This window comes from Vibrio sp. STUT-A11 (assembly GCF_026000435.1).
Lineage (GTDB): Bacteria > Pseudomonadota > Gammaproteobacteria > Enterobacterales > Vibrionaceae > Vibrio.
Genome location: NZ_AP026764.1, coordinates 1,259,652 through 1,275,763, shown reverse-complemented (window position 1 = coordinate 1,275,763; position 16,112 = coordinate 1,259,652). Strand labels below are relative to the sequence as shown.

At 41.9% G+C, this 16,112-nt stretch carries 11 protein-coding genes, 1 tRNA gene and 2 pseudogenes; 3 read left to right on the top strand and 11 right to left on the bottom strand.

What is annotated here, in order from left to right; translation table 11 throughout:
* Window positions 1-23: 23 nt before the first annotated feature.
* From rbsC to rbsD, 3 genes are read right to left on the bottom strand one after another with little or no spacing between them, the layout of a single operon-like run.
* Window positions 24-1,007: a ribose ABC transporter permease gene (rbsC, locus tag OO774_RS21390; RefSeq protein ID WP_264906573.1), complete on the bottom strand. Its 984-nt coding sequence runs from the start codon at window positions 1,005-1,007 to the stop codon at window positions 24-26.
* Window positions 1,004-2,509 carry a ribose ABC transporter ATP-binding protein RbsA gene (gene rbsA, locus OO774_RS21385; RefSeq protein ID WP_264906571.1) on the bottom strand — a complete coding sequence of 502 codons (1,506 nt, stop codon included), beginning with the start codon at window positions 2,507-2,509 and terminating at the stop codon, window positions 1,004-1,006. The genes rbsC and rbsA overlap by 4 nt, the downstream gene beginning before the upstream one ends.
* Window positions 2,510-2,550: 41 nt before the next feature.
* Entirely contained in the window at window positions 2,551-2,970 is a 420-nt protein-coding gene (rbsD, locus tag OO774_RS21380) for a D-ribose pyranase (RefSeq protein WP_264906570.1), read from the bottom strand.
* A gap of 475 nt (window positions 2,971-3,445) precedes the next feature.
* Here rbsD and OO774_RS21375 point away from each other — a divergent pair, with 475 nt between their 5' ends.
* Window positions 3,446-5,782, top strand: a complete 2,337-nt coding sequence (locus OO774_RS21375; protein WP_264906569.1) for an EAL domain-containing protein — start codon at window positions 3,446-3,448, stop codon at window positions 5,780-5,782.
* 495 nt (window positions 5,783-6,277) lie between these two features.
* Here OO774_RS21375 and OO774_RS21370 read toward each other — a convergent pair.
* Both OO774_RS21370 and OO774_RS21365 read right to left on the bottom strand, forming a co-directional pair.
* Window positions 6,278-7,306: pseudogene (locus tag OO774_RS21370) on the bottom strand (IS630 family transposase).
* Window positions 7,307-7,338: 32 nt separating this feature from the next.
* Window positions 7,339-7,754: pseudogene (locus tag OO774_RS21365) on the bottom strand (NUDIX domain-containing protein).
* Window positions 7,755-8,214: 460 nt separating this feature from the next.
* Here OO774_RS21365 and OO774_RS21360 point away from each other — a divergent pair.
* A complete protein-coding gene (locus OO774_RS21360; RefSeq protein ID WP_264906568.1) occupies window positions 8,215-8,859 on the top strand; it encodes a murein L,D-transpeptidase catalytic domain family protein in 645 nt (214 codons plus the stop codon).
* An 880-nt stretch (window positions 8,860-9,739) separates the two neighbouring features.
* On the opposite strand, the gene OO774_RS21355 is transcribed toward OO774_RS21360, so the two are convergent.
* Window positions 9,740-10,258, bottom strand: coding sequence for a DUF4136 domain-containing protein (locus OO774_RS21355; RefSeq protein WP_264906567.1), 519 nt, complete (start codon window positions 10,256-10,258; stop codon window positions 9,740-9,742).
* 289 nt (window positions 10,259-10,547) lie between these two features.
* Between OO774_RS21355 and OO774_RS21350 the strand changes: the two genes are divergently transcribed.
* Window positions 10,548-10,622, top strand: a tRNA-Gly gene (locus OO774_RS21350).
* Between the two features lie 609 nt (window positions 10,623-11,231).
* On the opposite strand, the gene OO774_RS21345 is transcribed toward OO774_RS21350, so the two are convergent.
* The 5 genes from OO774_RS21345 to OO774_RS21325 all read right to left on the bottom strand — a co-directional run bounded on the left by OO774_RS21345 (window position 11,232) and on the right by OO774_RS21325 (window position 15,869).
* Window positions 11,232-12,746: a CoA-acylating methylmalonate-semialdehyde dehydrogenase gene (locus OO774_RS21345; RefSeq protein WP_264906565.1), complete on the bottom strand. Its 1,515-nt coding sequence runs from the start codon at window positions 12,744-12,746 to the stop codon at window positions 11,232-11,234.
* Between the two features lie 839 nt (window positions 12,747-13,585).
* Window positions 13,586-13,804, bottom strand: a complete 219-nt coding sequence (locus OO774_RS21340) for a hypothetical protein (protein WP_264906564.1) — start codon at window positions 13,802-13,804, stop codon at window positions 13,586-13,588.
* Between the two features lie 10 nt (window positions 13,805-13,814).
* The gene (locus OO774_RS21335) at window positions 13,815-13,979 is read right to left on the bottom strand and encodes a hypothetical protein (protein WP_264906563.1); all 165 of its coding nucleotides are present in this window, start codon (window positions 13,977-13,979) and stop codon (window positions 13,815-13,817) included.
* Window positions 13,980-13,990: 11 nt separating this feature from the next.
* Window positions 13,991-14,155 carry a hypothetical protein gene (locus OO774_RS21330; RefSeq protein ID WP_020336441.1) on the bottom strand — a complete coding sequence of 55 codons (165 nt, stop codon included), beginning with the start codon at window positions 14,153-14,155 and terminating at the stop codon, window positions 13,991-13,993.
* Window positions 14,156-14,699: 544 nt separating this feature from the next.
* Window positions 14,700-15,869, bottom strand: a complete 1,170-nt coding sequence (locus OO774_RS21325; RefSeq protein ID WP_264906560.1) for an iron-containing alcohol dehydrogenase — start codon at window positions 15,867-15,869, stop codon at window positions 14,700-14,702.
* Between the last annotated feature and the right edge of the window lie 243 nt (window positions 15,870-16,112).

The window sequence follows — 16,112 nt, the reverse complement described above, 5'->3', positions numbered from 1 at the left end:
ACATATCTTTGGATTGTTATGAATTACTTGTTTTTGTTATCTACCAGTACTGCGGCCAAAATAACCACTGCTTTTGCAATCATTTGGTAGTAAGAAGAAACGTCGAGCAGGTTAAGAGCGTTATTCAGGAAGCCGATGATAAGCGCGCCAATGAGTGTACCCATAATGCGGCCTTTACCACCCATTAGACTCGTACCGCCCAGCACTACCGCTGCAATGGCATCTAGCTCGTAGCCCATACCTGCGGTAGGTTGCGCCGAAGACAGACGAGATGTCACAATGATGCCAGCAAGTGCCGCTAACATACCGCAGATGGCGTAAACCCCCATCTTCACTCGGTCAACATTGATGCCAGATAGGCGGGTAGCAGATTCATTACCACCAAGAGCGTAGACATAGCGACCAAAGCGAGTGTGGTTTAGTAAGTACCACGCGGCAGCAAACACAATCACCATTATCCATACCGGAACGGGAATACCCATCGCGTAACCTGTGCCGAACCATGCAAACGCATCAGCCGTATCGGTAAAGCCAGTCGAAATTGGTCGGCCATCGGTATAAACCATGGTTACACCGCGTAATAACGTCATGGTAACCAGTGTTGCGATGAAGGCTTGAACCTTACCCTTAGCGATAATAATGCCGCTGATCGCACCCAGTGCAGCTCCGGCAAGAAGAGCAGTGGGCACTGCGATTAGTACTGGTACTTCCATTGCAATCAGGCTTGCAGCGAATGCACCACATAAAGCCAGTACAGAGCCCACACTCAAATCGATACCAGCGGTCAGGATAACAAGCGTCATACCTACAGCGATGATCGCATTAACCGAGGTTTGACGAAGAATGTTAAGAATGTTGTCTACCGTGAAGAAATTCGGGTTCAGGAATGATACGACAACAATCAAAAATATCAGTGCAATCAGTGATTTTTGTTCAATCAGCCACTCTTTAGTCAACAGCTTTTTGTTGCTAGCTTCGTTCGGTTTGCTCATGGTGTTGGTACTCATGCTGCTTCCTCATTGATCTTTTTGCCCACGGCACAGGCGAGTAATGTTTCTTGATCGGCGTCTTTCGCATCAAATTCGCCAGTAATACGACCTTCATGCATAACAAGAATGCGGTCACTCATCCCCAGCACTTCTGGCATCTCAGAGGAGACTAAGATGATGCTCATGCCTTCGGCTTTGAATTTATTGATTAGCTGATAAATCTCTTTTTTAGCGCCAACATCAACACCGCGAGTTGGTTCATCCAAAATTAGAACTTTAGGTTTGGTCATCAATCCTTTCGCGATGGCCACCTTCTGCTGGTTACCACCTGAAAGGTTGCCAATGATTTGATCACGTGTAGGCGTTTTGATGTTGAACAGTTTAATAAAGTCCTCCACCGCCATCACTTCGTCACCGTGCTGGATTTGGACACCTTTGGTCAATTTGTCCAAAGAACACAAAGACATATTCTCTTTAACAGATAAGCCGAGAACTAAACCATCGCCTTTTCGATCTTCAGAAATATAAGCGATACCGTTGGCCAAACCATCTTGCGGACTGACTGGGTTAATGGTCTTGTTGTCGAGATTGATGACACCATGCTCGCTCGGCAGCGCGCCGTAAATCACCTTCATCAACTCAGTGCGACCCGCACCCATCAAGCCCGAAATACCAAGTATTTCACCGCGCTGAAGCGTGAAGCTAACATCGTGAACGCCGGAACCGGTTAAACCGATCACTTCAAGACAGGTCTCACCATGTTTCACATCAATACGTGGATATTGTTCTTCAAGCTTGCGGCCCACCATCATTTCGATAAGGCCGTCTTCGTCGGTATCAGAAACCTGACATTCACCAATAAACTTACCATCACGAAGAACCGTAATATCGTCACAAATTTCGAAGATCTCTTTCAAACGGTGTGAAATATAAACAATGCCGCAGCCTTGAGCACGAAGCTCATTAATCACTTTAAATAGCGATTCGGTTTCAGTATCCGTTAGCGCATCGGTTGGCTCGTCCATGATGATGACTTTGGATTCAAACGAGAGCGCTTTGGCAATTTCTACCATCTGTTGCTCACCAAGGCTTAAGTCACCAAGCAAGGTGCGTGAGCTATGTTTTACATTCAGACGTTGGAGAAGCTTGTCCGCTTCATCGTACATTGTGCTCCACTGAATACGTCCCATCGCACCAGTAAATTCGCGCCCTAAATAGATGTTCTCCGCAATCGTTAGCTCTGGGATCAAGTTCAATTCTTGGTGAATAATGCTGATCCCCGCTTCCTGAGAATCACGCGGACCTTTAAATGCAGCAGGCTGACCTTGGTACTGAATGCTTCCCGAGTCCATGTGATAAATGCCGGTTAGCACTTTCATCAATGTTGATTTACCCGCTCCATTTTCACCCATAAGCGCCATTACCCGCCCTGGATATACATGAAGGCTCGCCTTATCTAGCGCCTTCACGCCCGGAAACGCTTTTTCAATCTCACTCAGTTGTAGAATGGCTTGAGTCATAATCGTTCCTCAAATTCTCTGGCTTAAAAAGCTACGCCAACTTAAAAAACTACGCCAGCTTGGAAGATAACGTTCGCATAAGGTGTACATTCACCCGTGCGAATCACTGCTCTGCTTTGTTCCGTGCGAGCTTTAAACGCTTCGTGCGATACATAGCTGACTTCGATCGATTTTCCTGTTCGCTCTTGTTCCTGACTTAACTCTTCGATCACTGCTTTGTGAAGCTCAGGACTCACGTTGCAAAACTCTTCTGCAAAGATGACCCCTTCAATCTGTGATTCCGACAACATCACACGAACGGTATCAATAAAACTTGGTACCCCATGAGTAAGCGCTAAGTCGATTCGTTGCACACGTTCAGGGATTGGCAGACCAGCATCACAAATGGTGATTTCATCGGTATGCCCCAATGTCGCCACCAAGTAAGAAATATCTGAGTGTATAAGGGTACTTTTTTTCATCTCATAGACCTTTCGGTTACACGTTCATACATCGATAATCGTCTGTATTGGGTTGTTTTGGTTATTTACAGAAAACTCATCGAAACGTTTCGATGCAATAATAATTCGAAAGTGGAATTTGAAAAGAGAGCGGTTTATAAGGTGTGAGAATGATCTGCAATTGAGGCTTCAATGAACATGAAAAGACAACTTGTGTCACAAACCCCATCATCGAAACGTTTCGATCGTGGGGTTTGTTGACCACTGCCTACTGGTATATAGGGTAACTTGTTTATAACTAAGACGTCTAATTACTGAGAAAACATCCAATTAGACCCTTTAAAAGCATATGCAACTTCACAGTTCCAGAGAGCCACCTGATTTACAAGATCGACAAGGTCAAAATCTCGTTACACTGCTTATACATTTGTCATTCGTTAGCTACCGAGTCGGTATGTAACGTTTGTAAGGACACAAACGGAATTGAAAAAACGGAATGAAATTAAGCAGAAGAGTGATTTTGCTCGTAACACCTGTCATCTTATTAAGTGCGGTGGTCTCAAGTTACATTATCTATAGCATCCAGAAAGTCACACTCATTAAGCGGGAAGATAGTTATATTCAATTGCAAATGGAGAAGCTGGCGGGACAATTCCGCCAAGCGAATATTTTTCTTCATAGCTACGCTTATACTTTAGGTAAAAGTGACGTTCTACAAGATTATTTAATTAATCACGATAACCCTTACCGTGAGCGAGTTTTGTTTAATCGCTTGGAAGAAACAGCGGATGTATTAAGCCATGGCTATCATGGCGATACCAATATGGCTATCCTCAATGGCAATCAAAACCTGCTCTATTACGTAGAAAACCAATATTTTGAATCTTCAGCGACCATCGATCCTAAAGTAGCGGAATACATTTCAGACAGTTTTTCAAAACACGGCGATTACAGCCGCACAGGTTTTATTTATAACTCCAGTGGTCAAAGTATTCTGATCCAATACGATTTGATTGATAAACGTACCGGTGAACACCCATTAAGTTTCGATCCTACTAATACTTTTTTTGTGATCGTAACGGTATCTTTGGAAGCATTTAGTGAAATTAAACACGAGATCGAATTTGATACACACAGCATCATTACTTTTTCTGATGTACCAATATACCTGGATGTCCCTCTAGCTCAAACGATACAGTTGCTCCCTCATTTTTTTGCCATACTCTCACCTGCTGAGTATCTGATGTGGAATAAAATCGACAAAGTTTGGCTAGAGTTAGCACTTTCATTTGGGATCGCTGCATTTTGTACAATTGCATTGATCGTTTTGGTTCTGTATCGACATGTATTACGCCCTGTTTCTAGACTCGACAAACAACTCCAAGAACTGGAAACAAATCAGAGAGATAATATTGAAAAACTAGATACCAATGACGAGATTGGGAGACTGTCTTCTCGCTTCTTCGATATGTATGAAGAGCTAAACACCATCTACAAAAAAACCAAGCGGTTGGCAGAGACGGATCAATTGACACAGCTCGCGAACCGAAATCGGTTCCATGAGCTGGTCACTCAAGAGCTCGACTCCCCTTCTGCGTATATGTGGGTTATTTATGTTGACTTGGATAACTTCAAATATGTCAATGACAAATATGGGCATGAATTGGGAGATACTCTTTTAAAGGTATTTTCAACTCACATCAAGAACGTGTGTCAGAAGATAACTCATCAATATAACAGCCCTTGTTTTGGTGCGCGCCTTTCGGGTGATGAGTTCGCCATTCTACTTAGCTCTGATGAGCACATAAACAATCTCCCAGACATACTCGCAACAGAACTACTCAAACCTATCAGTACTTTGAGCCATTCGTGGCCAAGTTCCTTCCCTATTACCGCCAGTGTGGGAGTGGCACGTTACCCAGAAGACGGGGCAGACATTACGAAGCTTTTATCTAATGCTGATGCCGCAATGTACCAAGCGAAACGTGCTGGAAAAAATCAATATTCCTATTACTCTGCTGACTTAAACATCGAGTCACAAAGGCGAAACCAAGTTGAACGTGCATTAAGAAAGGCCGATGTAGAAGAGGAGTTTCGACTCGTGTTTCAACCCTATCTAAGCCGTTACAACAATGAAATTGAAGGCTTAGAAGTATTGTTGCGGTGGGATGCAGAAGGTATAGGGGCAATACCTCCTGCAGAGTTTATCCCTATCGCAGAGCAAACTGGTCTGTTCGACAAGATTGACCGTTGGGTGTTCTCTAATGCAGCATCGCAATACCATCAGTTGAGAGAAGTTTTTGATAAAGACATCATTCTATCGATCAACTTATCCTCCGCAGAGTTAAACTCTCTGGAGATGGCTGAGTATATACACACATATACAACTAAATACGATGTTGACCCTCAATTTATTGAGCTTGAAATCACAGAGACTTTCGCTTCAAACCAACGCGGAACAGCCTTGCTAGATAAACTTTCTAAGCTCGGTTACCGGCTTGCAATCGATGACTTCGGCTCAGGCTATACATCACTTACCCAGCTTGTTCAATTCCCTGTTCAAAAGATTAAATTTGACCGCGAGTTTCTACTCACGTTGATGGGAACCAATAATGGACACGTAATCAAACCCATTATTGACTTGTGCCACGCCCAGAATAAAACCGTTACTGCAGAGGGCATTGAACACGATGCGATACACCAATGGTTGTCGGACTACCAATGCGACTTTATGCAAGGCTATCTTTTTGGAAAACCCATGAATCTCGAGCAACTGAAAATATGGTGGGAGTCATCCAACCACTCGTTGTTCAATCGAAAGAAGCAAACTTAGCACTTCGCTGGCGGGCTTGCACAAATAAGACGGTGTTGAATTAACTTTGTTTTGTGTTTAGAACCTTAGTAACGCGGTTTTTTGATGAGACAGCAGGCATAAAAAATTCACAGGCAAACCTTGTTGCTATAGTTGGCTGCCCCCAGGCGCCACATATATCTTTATTGTTTGCCTTCTCTCTAGTAAATTGCCGACACTGTCCACATTTATTAATCATTTGGCCCCCCGCTGCAAATCCCATGTGTTGATGAACATTACTAACCATCTCTCTTATGTCACCGGTCCCTAGGAAAGTTGAACAAGCGAAATAGTTCGTCAAAATCTAGGTAAAAGTAGCACAGTGTATACAGCCACAATTTGATATTTCACAACATTTATATTCATAGCTTAATTTTGTTCAAAAACACTGTTAATGTAACTCTGATATTCATTAAGCGATTAAAAATATATGCTTGGCTGGCTCTAACTTATTTTCCTAAATTAAACTATACCCGTTCAACTTGAAGATGCAGGTTTCAATATCTGAAAATTATCCGTAATTCTGGATACAAGTGAGCCTGCAACTTCTGGTAGCGTCACATCAAAAAACTTTTTGATAGCAGAGGTGAATGCTGCTTTAGAGGGAAAATAGACATTGTTCCTCACATGCTCATTCATTACTTTCCAAAGTCGCTCTATTGGATTTAAGTTTGGGCTGTATGGTGGTAAGTAATGAAGCTCTATATTGAGCACTTTTGCCGCATTTCTCACCATTTCTGACCGATGATAGGCTGCACCATCAAGCACAATATGCACGGTTTGCTCTAGTGGATAATGCTCTTTCTTGAGTTTCCAAAAGAAGCGAACAATGCTCTCGCTATCTATCGTTTCATAAGTATTTGTGATCGTTGCGCTAATGTCTTTCAGTGGCAGAGCACCGATTAGATTCACTCGAGTACGACTACCTGTCGTTTCAATAAGTTTATCCTGTCCCTTGCGGATCCAGCCATAGCTGAGCTTTGTTGATTGAGTCGGATGAACGGCATCCATAAAAAGCACAGGCGCATCATTGGACTTAAGCACCTCGTTGTAATACTCGATAAATGCTTGCTGCTCTTCAGGTTTTAGCTTGTGCGGTACACCTTTGGGCTTTTTGTATGAAAAATCGTGGTGATGTAACCACTTGTTCATGCCTGCAACGGTGTAGCTCACACCGAATTCCGTCTCGACGTAAGTAACGATTTGACGCGTATGAAAGTAGGTTTTCTCAGTCAAATGCTCGATGAGCTGCATCGTCTAAGTCACAGAAAGTCGACTCTGGCTACCACCATTCTCAGGTTTAAGTTTTTCAGAGAGAACATAATCACTAAGATGACGAGCAACGGTAGATTCATGAATACGAAGAGCTTGAGATATCATGACCTGATTCCAACCCTCGGAAGCTAGCAAAACGGCTTTTATATGGTCGCACACACGACTATCACGCTCAGTGTCGTGCATCTGTTCGAGTTGCTGCTTTTGCTCAGGAGTCAGTACAATTTTCATGGTGCGTAGCATGATCCTGATTTAATGAGAAATCAAGCATCTTCAATGATCACGGGTATAAATGTATTTTTTAATCGCTCAAGCTCTTGCAGCGCAATCCTATCAACCTCTGTTCCTACCGGAGCATTATTAGGCGTATACCAATCAATAGAATCCGCCTCATAACATTCTACCCCCCTTCCCACTCAGTGACGATGTAATAATGTATGAGTTGTAATTCAATCGTGGGATGATAAAGAGAACATAGATATAAAAATGATTGTGGCGTGACATTCAACTCTTCTTTAAGCTCTCTAAATAATGTCTGCGTCTGATCCTCACCTGGTTCCATATGCCCACCTGGAATAGCAATAGCTCCGGGATCAGTATCTTTGTCTTTTGCTCGTGTCTCCAACAGTATTTGTGAGTTTTTCACTAATATAAAGGAAACGCATTCATGCACTTTCATTCAAACCTCGTAGTTATCGGTCATTTATGCCAATCTATACTGTGCAAGTGCTTTCATTCAACATTTAAATTATATTTTGTTACGACTAGGATCACAGAGTTAGCTTTAAATATCACTCGATTACTGAAAATAAACACTTTGAAATTTCAAGAATTTTTCCAATTGAAGCATAATTACACATTGTTTTTAACCTGTTGAGCCCGATAAACGGTGCTAATCACCATTTTAATAATTAGTAATTTAAGTTATTATTATGTCTGAAATTTACTTCAATAATAGAAAAACCATTAATATCAGAAAGTTAGTTTTAACAGCAAGAAATTAATAACATCCCAAACTATAAGTGTTTAAAGCATAACATTGAGTGTAGGGAAAAGAATATAATTGATGTGCATGTAGTATTACTGAACGCATGAAGCATTCGGCAAATTTGTAACACCTAGAGTTTTATTTGATCAAAATGAAAAAATCATTTTTATTGTTGATATGGACGTTTTTCTCTGTTTCTCCTTTTGCTTTCGCCAAAGATTCGGACGGCAAAGCTCGAGTAGAGAATCAGATTTCTCAACAAGTTAGAAAAACATATAAAGACGCCAAACTAGAAGGCGTTATCGACTTTAAGCTATTTAACGATGCCTACTTAGCTTACAAGAAGACCAAAAAAAGAAAGAAGCCAGTACTTACAATCATTGACTACAGTAAACCGTCAACAGACAAGCGCTTTTATGTGGTTGATATAGATAGAAAGAAGCTGATCTACAATACCTATGTTTCACATGGTGTGAACAGTGGAAAGAAAACCGCGACGAAGTTCTCAAATATTGTGAACTCTCGGAAAACGTCTTTAGGTACGTTTTTAACCGATACGACCTACTACGGGTCAAATGGCTATTCTCTCCGCTTAGATGGTCTGACTTCTGGACTCAACGATAAAGCTCGCGAGCGCTACATCGTCGTACATGGCGCGAAATATGCGAATCCTTCTTTTATCAAAAAGAACGGCTATTTAGGACGTAGCTGGGGTTGTCCGGCTCTGCCAGAAAACCTGTCTCGAGAAATCATCGATACGATTAAAGGCGGCAGCGTCATCTACGCAAGCGCATAATAAATTAAAAGGAGCAATGAACATTTGCTCCTTCTAATTTACTAGGGTCATCCTTTCTCCTTCTCCACCATATTTCATGCACGATGTCGCTAACTCGTTCGTTGTTGTCGTTACTGTGATTGTATTTTGCAACAATTCAAGCGCAAAACGCCCATCAACCCGCAAGATAAGAAAAGGCTGTTCATCTATCTTTCCTATCGTTACTATGCGTAATCATTCACATAGTGGTTAAGGCTCAAACCTATAGCTACCAATGCTTTCTCTTGCTTGGTTGACAAAGCCGTTAACTCAAGAGAATTTCGGTAAACTTAAAAGCCAAGGCTCGCGTTATCATCTTCTTGAAAGATATGAAGCAAATTTACTCTATGTATTTCGACGTGGCCGTGAATATTTGACGAAAGCAAAACAGAGAAATCAAGAAAACGTGTCAATAAGTAACATGGATACGTATATATTTACCTGAATCCATTCGAGGCCCAAACTATGACCAGATTCGCTATTCCAGCCATCTTAACTTTATTACTCAGCGCATTCTCAAACGTCGTCAGTGCAGACGTAAATCTTGAAAAAATGAGCAACGAAGCCCTCTTGGAATGTGCAAATGTTTCGAACGTTCAGAGTGCCGTACCAGAGCATAGAACCTCTTTTCGAAACTATTTAATGTCTGCTCGAAACTATAGCTTTAGTAAGCTTTCTTCTGCTGAATCGGACTTTAAAGCTGCGAATAGAAATACTAAGGATGTTCTAAAAGTATATCAAACGCAGTGTCAGGAAGTTGGTGAGCACCTCTATAGCATCGGATACTAATTACAGTTAACATCCTGAGACAAACTAAAAAGGCGCATACATTGCGCCTTTTTCAAAACGAATACAGGCATTACTATTTGGCGCCGTAAGGGAAGTTTTCAAACATTTTCGCGATTTCTTCTGCCACTAAGCGTTCCCTCCTTTCGCTGTCCATTGTTGCAGTTAATTTGCGGCTGGATATCCCTTTCCAAACAACTTGGTTTGCATTCATATCCACTAGTTCAACAACCAAATTACCGTATTTCCGCTCTCTATAACGTTCTGGACTGGAAGTAACAACGCCAAAACTGTTCCACCCGTACCCAAAACTAACGGTCGATCCTGACGAGACAAATTCTGTACTTTCAACAATATCATGATGAACATAAAGATCACCATCACTCGGGACTTTTGAAAAGCCATTTGCTTTGAGCTGTGAGGCAATACTCTGTTCTATGCGCCTGGCATCAATGCTGGCGGGCACACCCCCCTGCTCTCCGAAATCGAATGTTTTATACGATGAAAAGTTTGCTTGCTTGTCGACATCCGTTGTTACTGTAGTACACGCGGTCATACACATCACCAATGCACCTATCATGATCCCTTTCCACATGGTTATTCTCCTCTGCATTCTTAACAGTATCAGCGCTGTCCTCTTAGTTGTCACTTATACGGCTGAAAACAAAAATGAATCATTGACCGACTACAAAATGACTGACTCAGAGAATGTTCGAATCCGTAACCATTTTAGTACTAATCTTATTAATAAATTTCTCTACTAGCACACTGAATGAGCACCTTCGCACCATCCTGAGTGATTTTTGCGCAACCAACAAACAATTGAAGAGAAAAGACTTTTCTTTTCAAATTAATGTGGCATATTAGACGTGTCCTTTCGATGCGCGGGCATCGTATAATGGCTATTACCTCAGCCTTCCAAGCTGATGATGCGGGTTCGATTCCCGCTGCCCGCTCCAAGCTTTGCTAGAATCAATTCCTAATTTTTTCAATTCACTCTATTTGTTTCATTACGTCCTGTATTTAGTTTTTTTCGCTTTAAATGAATCCAGTGAATCGTTGAACGAAATCGTCTTTAACTCGGAAAATACTCTTCCAGCCAATCCATAAACAGCGAGACTTCCGGCGCAGGCTCTTGATCAGGAACAACGACATAGTGATCTGCTCCAATAACTTCGGACACCAAGCTAAGTGAATTGTAATCACCTAGTGAGGTAAACATGAGTAACAAGAAAAAGCCTACCGTTCATAAAGCAGAATTCAAAAACAGAAGCATTAAAGTTAGCAGAACGTGTTAGGGTATAGACCGATGCAAAGCAACTAAATTTCTCACCATCCCAAATCTATATCGGGTCAAACTCGTCTGGCTAGTAAAAATAAACACTGTAAAACAGTAATTCTTATCTATTAAAAGACAGTGCATAAAACTATCCGCTGATATTTGAGGGAATTTTTTAATAAAAAAAGCTGGCTATTCGCCAGCAAAAAGATAAAAGGTAGCGCGCTCTGCCACGCGCTTTCCTAGTTGGGCCCCTACCGTGCCCTACCCAAACGGTTAAAAAGTTTAATTAGCCTAATGTTGGCATATTAAATGAGCTTGAGTGTTGCTCTAGGCGAACATCACTTGCTGGCCAGCGGCTAGATACGGTTTTCATTCTTGTGTAGAAGCGAACACCGTCATTACCGTGCACATTTAATGGGCCGAAAACAGAGCGTTTCCAACCACCAAAGCTGTGGAATGCCATTGGTACTGGGATTGGGATGTTGATACCTACCATACCAGCCTGGACATTTTCACTAAACTGACGTGCCGTTTCGCCATCACGAGTGAAGATTGCCGTACCATTACCATATTCATGACGGTTAACCAATTGGATAGCCGTTTTAAAGTCCGGAACACGAACAATCGCAAGTACTGGGCCAAAAATCTCTTCTTTATAGATAGTCATGTCAGGTGATACGTTATCGAATAGCGTTGGTCCTACAAAGTATCCATTTTCAAAACCTTCAACACTTAGTGAACGACCATCAATAAGCAGATCAGCACCCTGCTCTACGCCAGAGTCGATGTAACCGATGATTTTCTCTTTATGAACCTGAGAAATTACCGGGCCCATATCGTTTTCTTTGCCCTCAACAATACCTGGGCCAATGGTCATTTTATCAACGCCGGTACGCAGTTTATCGATAAGGTGATCCGCTGTTTCGTCACCAACGACTACAGCCACTGAAAGAGCCATACAACGCTCGCCAGCCGCACCAAATGCTGCACCGATAATCGCGTTCGTTGCCATATCCAAATCTGCATCTGGCATTAAGATACAGTGGTTTTTAGCGCCGCCTAAAGCCTGACAACGTTTACCATGTGCTGATGCCGTTGAGTAAATGTACTCAGCAATTGGTGTTGAGCCAACAAAGCTAACCGCTTGAACACGTGGATCCGTTAGTAGTACATCTACCGACTCTTTATCGCCATTCACTACATTAAACACGCCGTCAGGAAGACCCGCTTCAGAAAGTAGCTCAGCCAGAATCAAAGAAGTTGTTGGATCCTTTTCTGACGGTTTTAGAACGAATGTGTTACCAGTCGCAAGTGCAATAGGGAACATCCACATTGAAACCATCGCAGGAAAGTTAAACGGAGTAATGCCCGCACAAACGCCTAGTGGTTGCATCAGTGAATGGCTATCAACACCAGTACCCACGTTAGCTGAATGCTCACCCTTTTGAAGATGAGGAATGCCGCAAGCAAACTCAACCACTTCCAGGCCTCGAGTTAGCTCGCCCATTGCATCTGAGTATACCTTTCCGTGCTCAGTAGAAATCGTTTTGGCAAGCTTATCCATATTAGCTTCCATTAACTCTTTGAACTTAAATAGGATTCGAGCACGCTTTAATGGCGACATTTTCGACCATGTAGGAAATGCCTTAGCAGCAGATTCAATTGCCAGTTCCGTTTCACTTTTTGAGCTAAGAACGACTTGGCGAATTTGTTCACCAGTAGCTGGGTTAAAAACTGGAGCAAATTTGCCGCTTTGGCTTTCCTGAATGCTTCCACCGATATAGTTATGAATAGTCTCCATGACCAACTCCTATTTTAGACTGACTGAGCGACTTGTTTCGCGTTGTACTTATGGCTATTTCTGTTTTAAAAAGCGGTTTCTAACGTCAAATTGAGCTTCGTTTATTGATGTCAGGTTTGCTTTTCATTATCGAACGAAACCATTCTATGAAATTAATTTTTCATTTTCAATATATATGAAAAATTTAATTTACACTTTTGAAACGCCAGATCACAAAAAGAAACATACGTCAGCTAGAGACAGAGTAAGTTCTTTACAACTAGGTTGGCTTCTCTAAGGGTGTGAAGGGTAATATTTAAGGGTCACGAAAGTATTTTTAAATAAGGACACTTTTTAGGTGCGGGTTCGCAAACGACTGAAACGCTGTACTCGTCGAATCTGTACACTGAAGTCAGAACGTTTAATTCAATGTGAGTGGTTGGTGTTCGCTACAATGACTGACAGCAGGAACGTCCTTGATTAAATTGGAAATGAACAGACTCTGGCGAGTCATGTTTTTGGGTGAGAGACGTTATCTGTCTTCTCGAAGTACATCCAGTTTTTCATAGTGGGCTGTGCCACTATTCTGCCCTGCTGCTTCTATCTGGTGGTGATTTAAGTTTATCATCAACACTAACATTGGCGTTTTAGTTCACCTGACTGTTGTGCTGCCCTTTGGTCATAGTGCCACCAGCTTTGAGACTCGCCTTAACACCCTAGTCGGGTAGACTACTCAACTTTCCACTATTCCCGCAAAGTATTACTGCCTATTTATCTATTAAACTACTGACAACATGCGAGGTAAGCTTTTCATGTACCTCTAGATTAAAAAAAACTTAATTGGCTGTTTTTATTGTCTTTTATCCATGTAGCACTGTAAATGATGTCACCAGAAGTAGCAGAAAATAAAACTCACTACCGTTACTCTTAGTCAACATCGGCATGTTGTTTTGTACAAACTCGTTAATGATAAGCTTTAAAGGCTTTTGGTTTGCTTTCGCCTTAATGCTATTTGTTTCTGGGTTTTCTTCCGCGTCTTTTACCATGTAGTACGCGTTGTAAGCGACTGCTCCGTACATTTCATTATCCTCATAAAATTTGGGTTGCTTGTGGTTCTGGTACTGCTTTTTTAAAAAAAGCTATAAATGAAAAACGCTTTTTCTCTGTCTTTACCGCTTCGACTTCTGAGACAGCTTGATTTTCGCGCGCGTCTTTAACCATGTAGTAAGTGTTGTATGCGATTGCTCCGTACATATCGTTATTCCTTATACAGTTTGAGTTGTTTGTGGTTCTAGTACTGCTTTGCTGAAAAGTGCTTTAAATGAAAAACGCTTTTTCTCTTTCTTCACGGCTTCGACTTCTGAAGCGACTTGATTCTCGCGAGCGTCTTTAACCATGTGGTAAGTGTTATATGCGATAGCTGCGTACATAATTTATTCTCCAAATGTTTGTAAGTTTCCTACATCAACGGGAGTAAATATAGATCCAGCTCACACAAAATGCAATAGATATTTTAAATTTACAGGAAAATAAAATAAACATTTCCATGCCAGAGCATAATCAATTGAATTTATTGCACAATTCAATTTAAAGCCTGCCGAAGCTATGTTTCATGGCGTTCAGGACAACGAAAACAAAGCACTTTTTCAGCTAAAGAATGCCAGGCCGTGTAAGCGCACAGCCAAAAATTAAGCCGGAATGCCTTCTTGTAAGAAAAATACATTACGTAATTGGGCGAGCTTGAAATGAAAAGTTTGTTTATCAGTGGGCAAAATTGCAGGAAAGCACCATCTATCAACGAGTAAAGAGAAGTAATACTGAGTGGCAAAGCAGTGAGTGTAAGTTAGGCAAGAGTAAGCAGGCTTAGGGTGATAGACACGCTCTTCAGCTGCTGGAAAGCAATTTGGAAGAGCGCGCTACATGATTTGAAATAGTATGGCTTAGTCGGTAATCGATTGTCGACTTCGGACTATTCTATTCGCCTTCGTTCCAAACCGTTTTGTAAAGCTCGATGGTTTCTTCTAAAGATGGAACGCGAGGGTTATTACCTGGTGACCCAGAATCCAGTGCTTGTTGCGCCATGGTTGATAGAAGCTCAAAGAAACGCTCTTTATCAATGCCATATTGAGACGGCGTAGGAACGGATAGCTCTGTATTTAGTGCACGCAGTTCACTGACTAACTTCTTACATGCAATTGCATTGGTGTCAGACATAGAAGCAACACCAATAGCGCGAGCACACTCTGCGTAACGTTGTTCAGCGCTTGGAATGGAAAACTCGGTGATAGCAGGTAGCAACATTGCGTTTGATAAGCCGTGAGGAACATGAAAAAACGCACCAATCGGTCGGCTCATGCCATGCACTAATGCCACTGATGAATTAGAGAATGCCACTCCAGCCAACGTCGCACCAAACATCATATCAGAGCGAGCGGCCTCATCTTTTGGATTGTGATAAGCCTGACGAATACTCTTACCAATTTTTTCCATCGCGATCAGAGCTTGAGTATCTGAGAATTGGTTCGCTTTTTGACTAACATACGCTTCAATAGCGTGTGTCAGCGCATCCAAACCACAGTCAGCAGTGACGCGTGGAGGAAGTGACATGGTTAGTTCGTAGTCCACCAGCGCAGCGATAGGCATAAATCCAAGGCCAGAACACAGCATTTTTTCGTCATGTAAATCGTCTGTAATCACCGTGAAGCGAGTAACCTCTGAGCCAGTACCTGCAGTAGTAGGAATGGCAATAATTGGAAGTCCGGCTTCGCTAACATCACGAGGGAATTTGTAATCTCTTACTTGTCCACCAAATTTACCGACAATTGAGATGGCTTTGGCGCTGTCGATAGGGCTTCCTCCACCGATAGCAATAATGGAGTCAAACCCACCTTCACGCACCATTTTGACACCTGCCTCGATTGAGCTCACTGTCGGCTCTGGAATCGTATCAGAAAATACGGAAGCCTCGATGCCCTGGGCATTTAGCGCCTCTTGAACTTTTGCTACATAACCTAGTTGAACCATCATCTTATCGGTGACAATTAATGGTCGAGATGCACCTACGCTTGCCATTACATCCGCAGCCTGAAGTGATGCACCTTTGCCTACATGCATAATCCTTGGTAATACGATTCTTACGCTCATTCTATTTCCTTAATCATTACATTGGTCGTGAATTCTAAGAGTAGATGAAATACTTGCTCTTAAACGTACCATTCGAAACAAACTTATTGAAATATATTTTTCATTTTATGTGAAGAATGAACAGTCCAAATACACCTTATCTGGTGTTTTACTGTCTTTGATCAATATATCGGATGATTTACCTACATGAACTCAATCTTTCACTTTATTTAAAATAAAATGAATGTTTCAATTTATCCACAT

Coding starts and splice junctions, on each gene's coding strand:
- OO774_RS21375 (WP_264906569.1), top strand. CDS start 3,446: ATGAAATTAAGCAGAAGAGTGATTTTGCTCGTAACACCTGTCATCTTA.
- OO774_RS21335 (WP_264906563.1), bottom strand. CDS start 13,979: ATGTACGGAGCAATCGCATACAACACTTACTACATGGTTAAAGACGCG.
- OO774_RS21360 (WP_264906568.1), top strand. CDS start 8,215: ATGAAAAAATCATTTTTATTGTTGATATGGACGTTTTTCTCTGTTTCT.
- rbsC (WP_264906573.1), bottom strand. CDS start 1,007: ATGAGTACCAACACCATGAGCAAACCGAACGAAGCTAGCAACAAAAAG.
- OO774_RS21345 (WP_264906565.1), bottom strand. CDS start 12,746: ATGGAGACTATTCATAACTATATCGGTGGAAGCATTCAGGAAAGCCAA.
- rbsD (WP_264906570.1), bottom strand. CDS start 2,970: ATGAAAAAAAGTACCCTTATACACTCAGATATTTCTTACTTGGTGGCG.
- OO774_RS21355 (WP_264906567.1), bottom strand. CDS start 10,258: ATGTGGAAAGGGATCATGATAGGTGCATTGGTGATGTGTATGACCGCG.
- OO774_RS21325 (WP_264906560.1), bottom strand. CDS start 15,869: ATGAGCGTAAGAATCGTATTACCAAGGATTATGCATGTAGGCAAAGGT.
- OO774_RS21330 (WP_020336441.1), bottom strand. CDS start 14,155: ATGTACGCAGCTATCGCATATAACACTTACCACATGGTTAAAGACGCT.
- rbsA (WP_264906571.1), bottom strand. CDS start 2,509: ATGACTCAAGCCATTCTACAACTGAGTGAGATTGAAAAAGCGTTTCCG.
- OO774_RS21340 (WP_264906564.1), bottom strand. CDS start 13,804: ATGTACGGAGCAGTCGCTTACAACGCGTACTACATGGTAAAAGACGCG.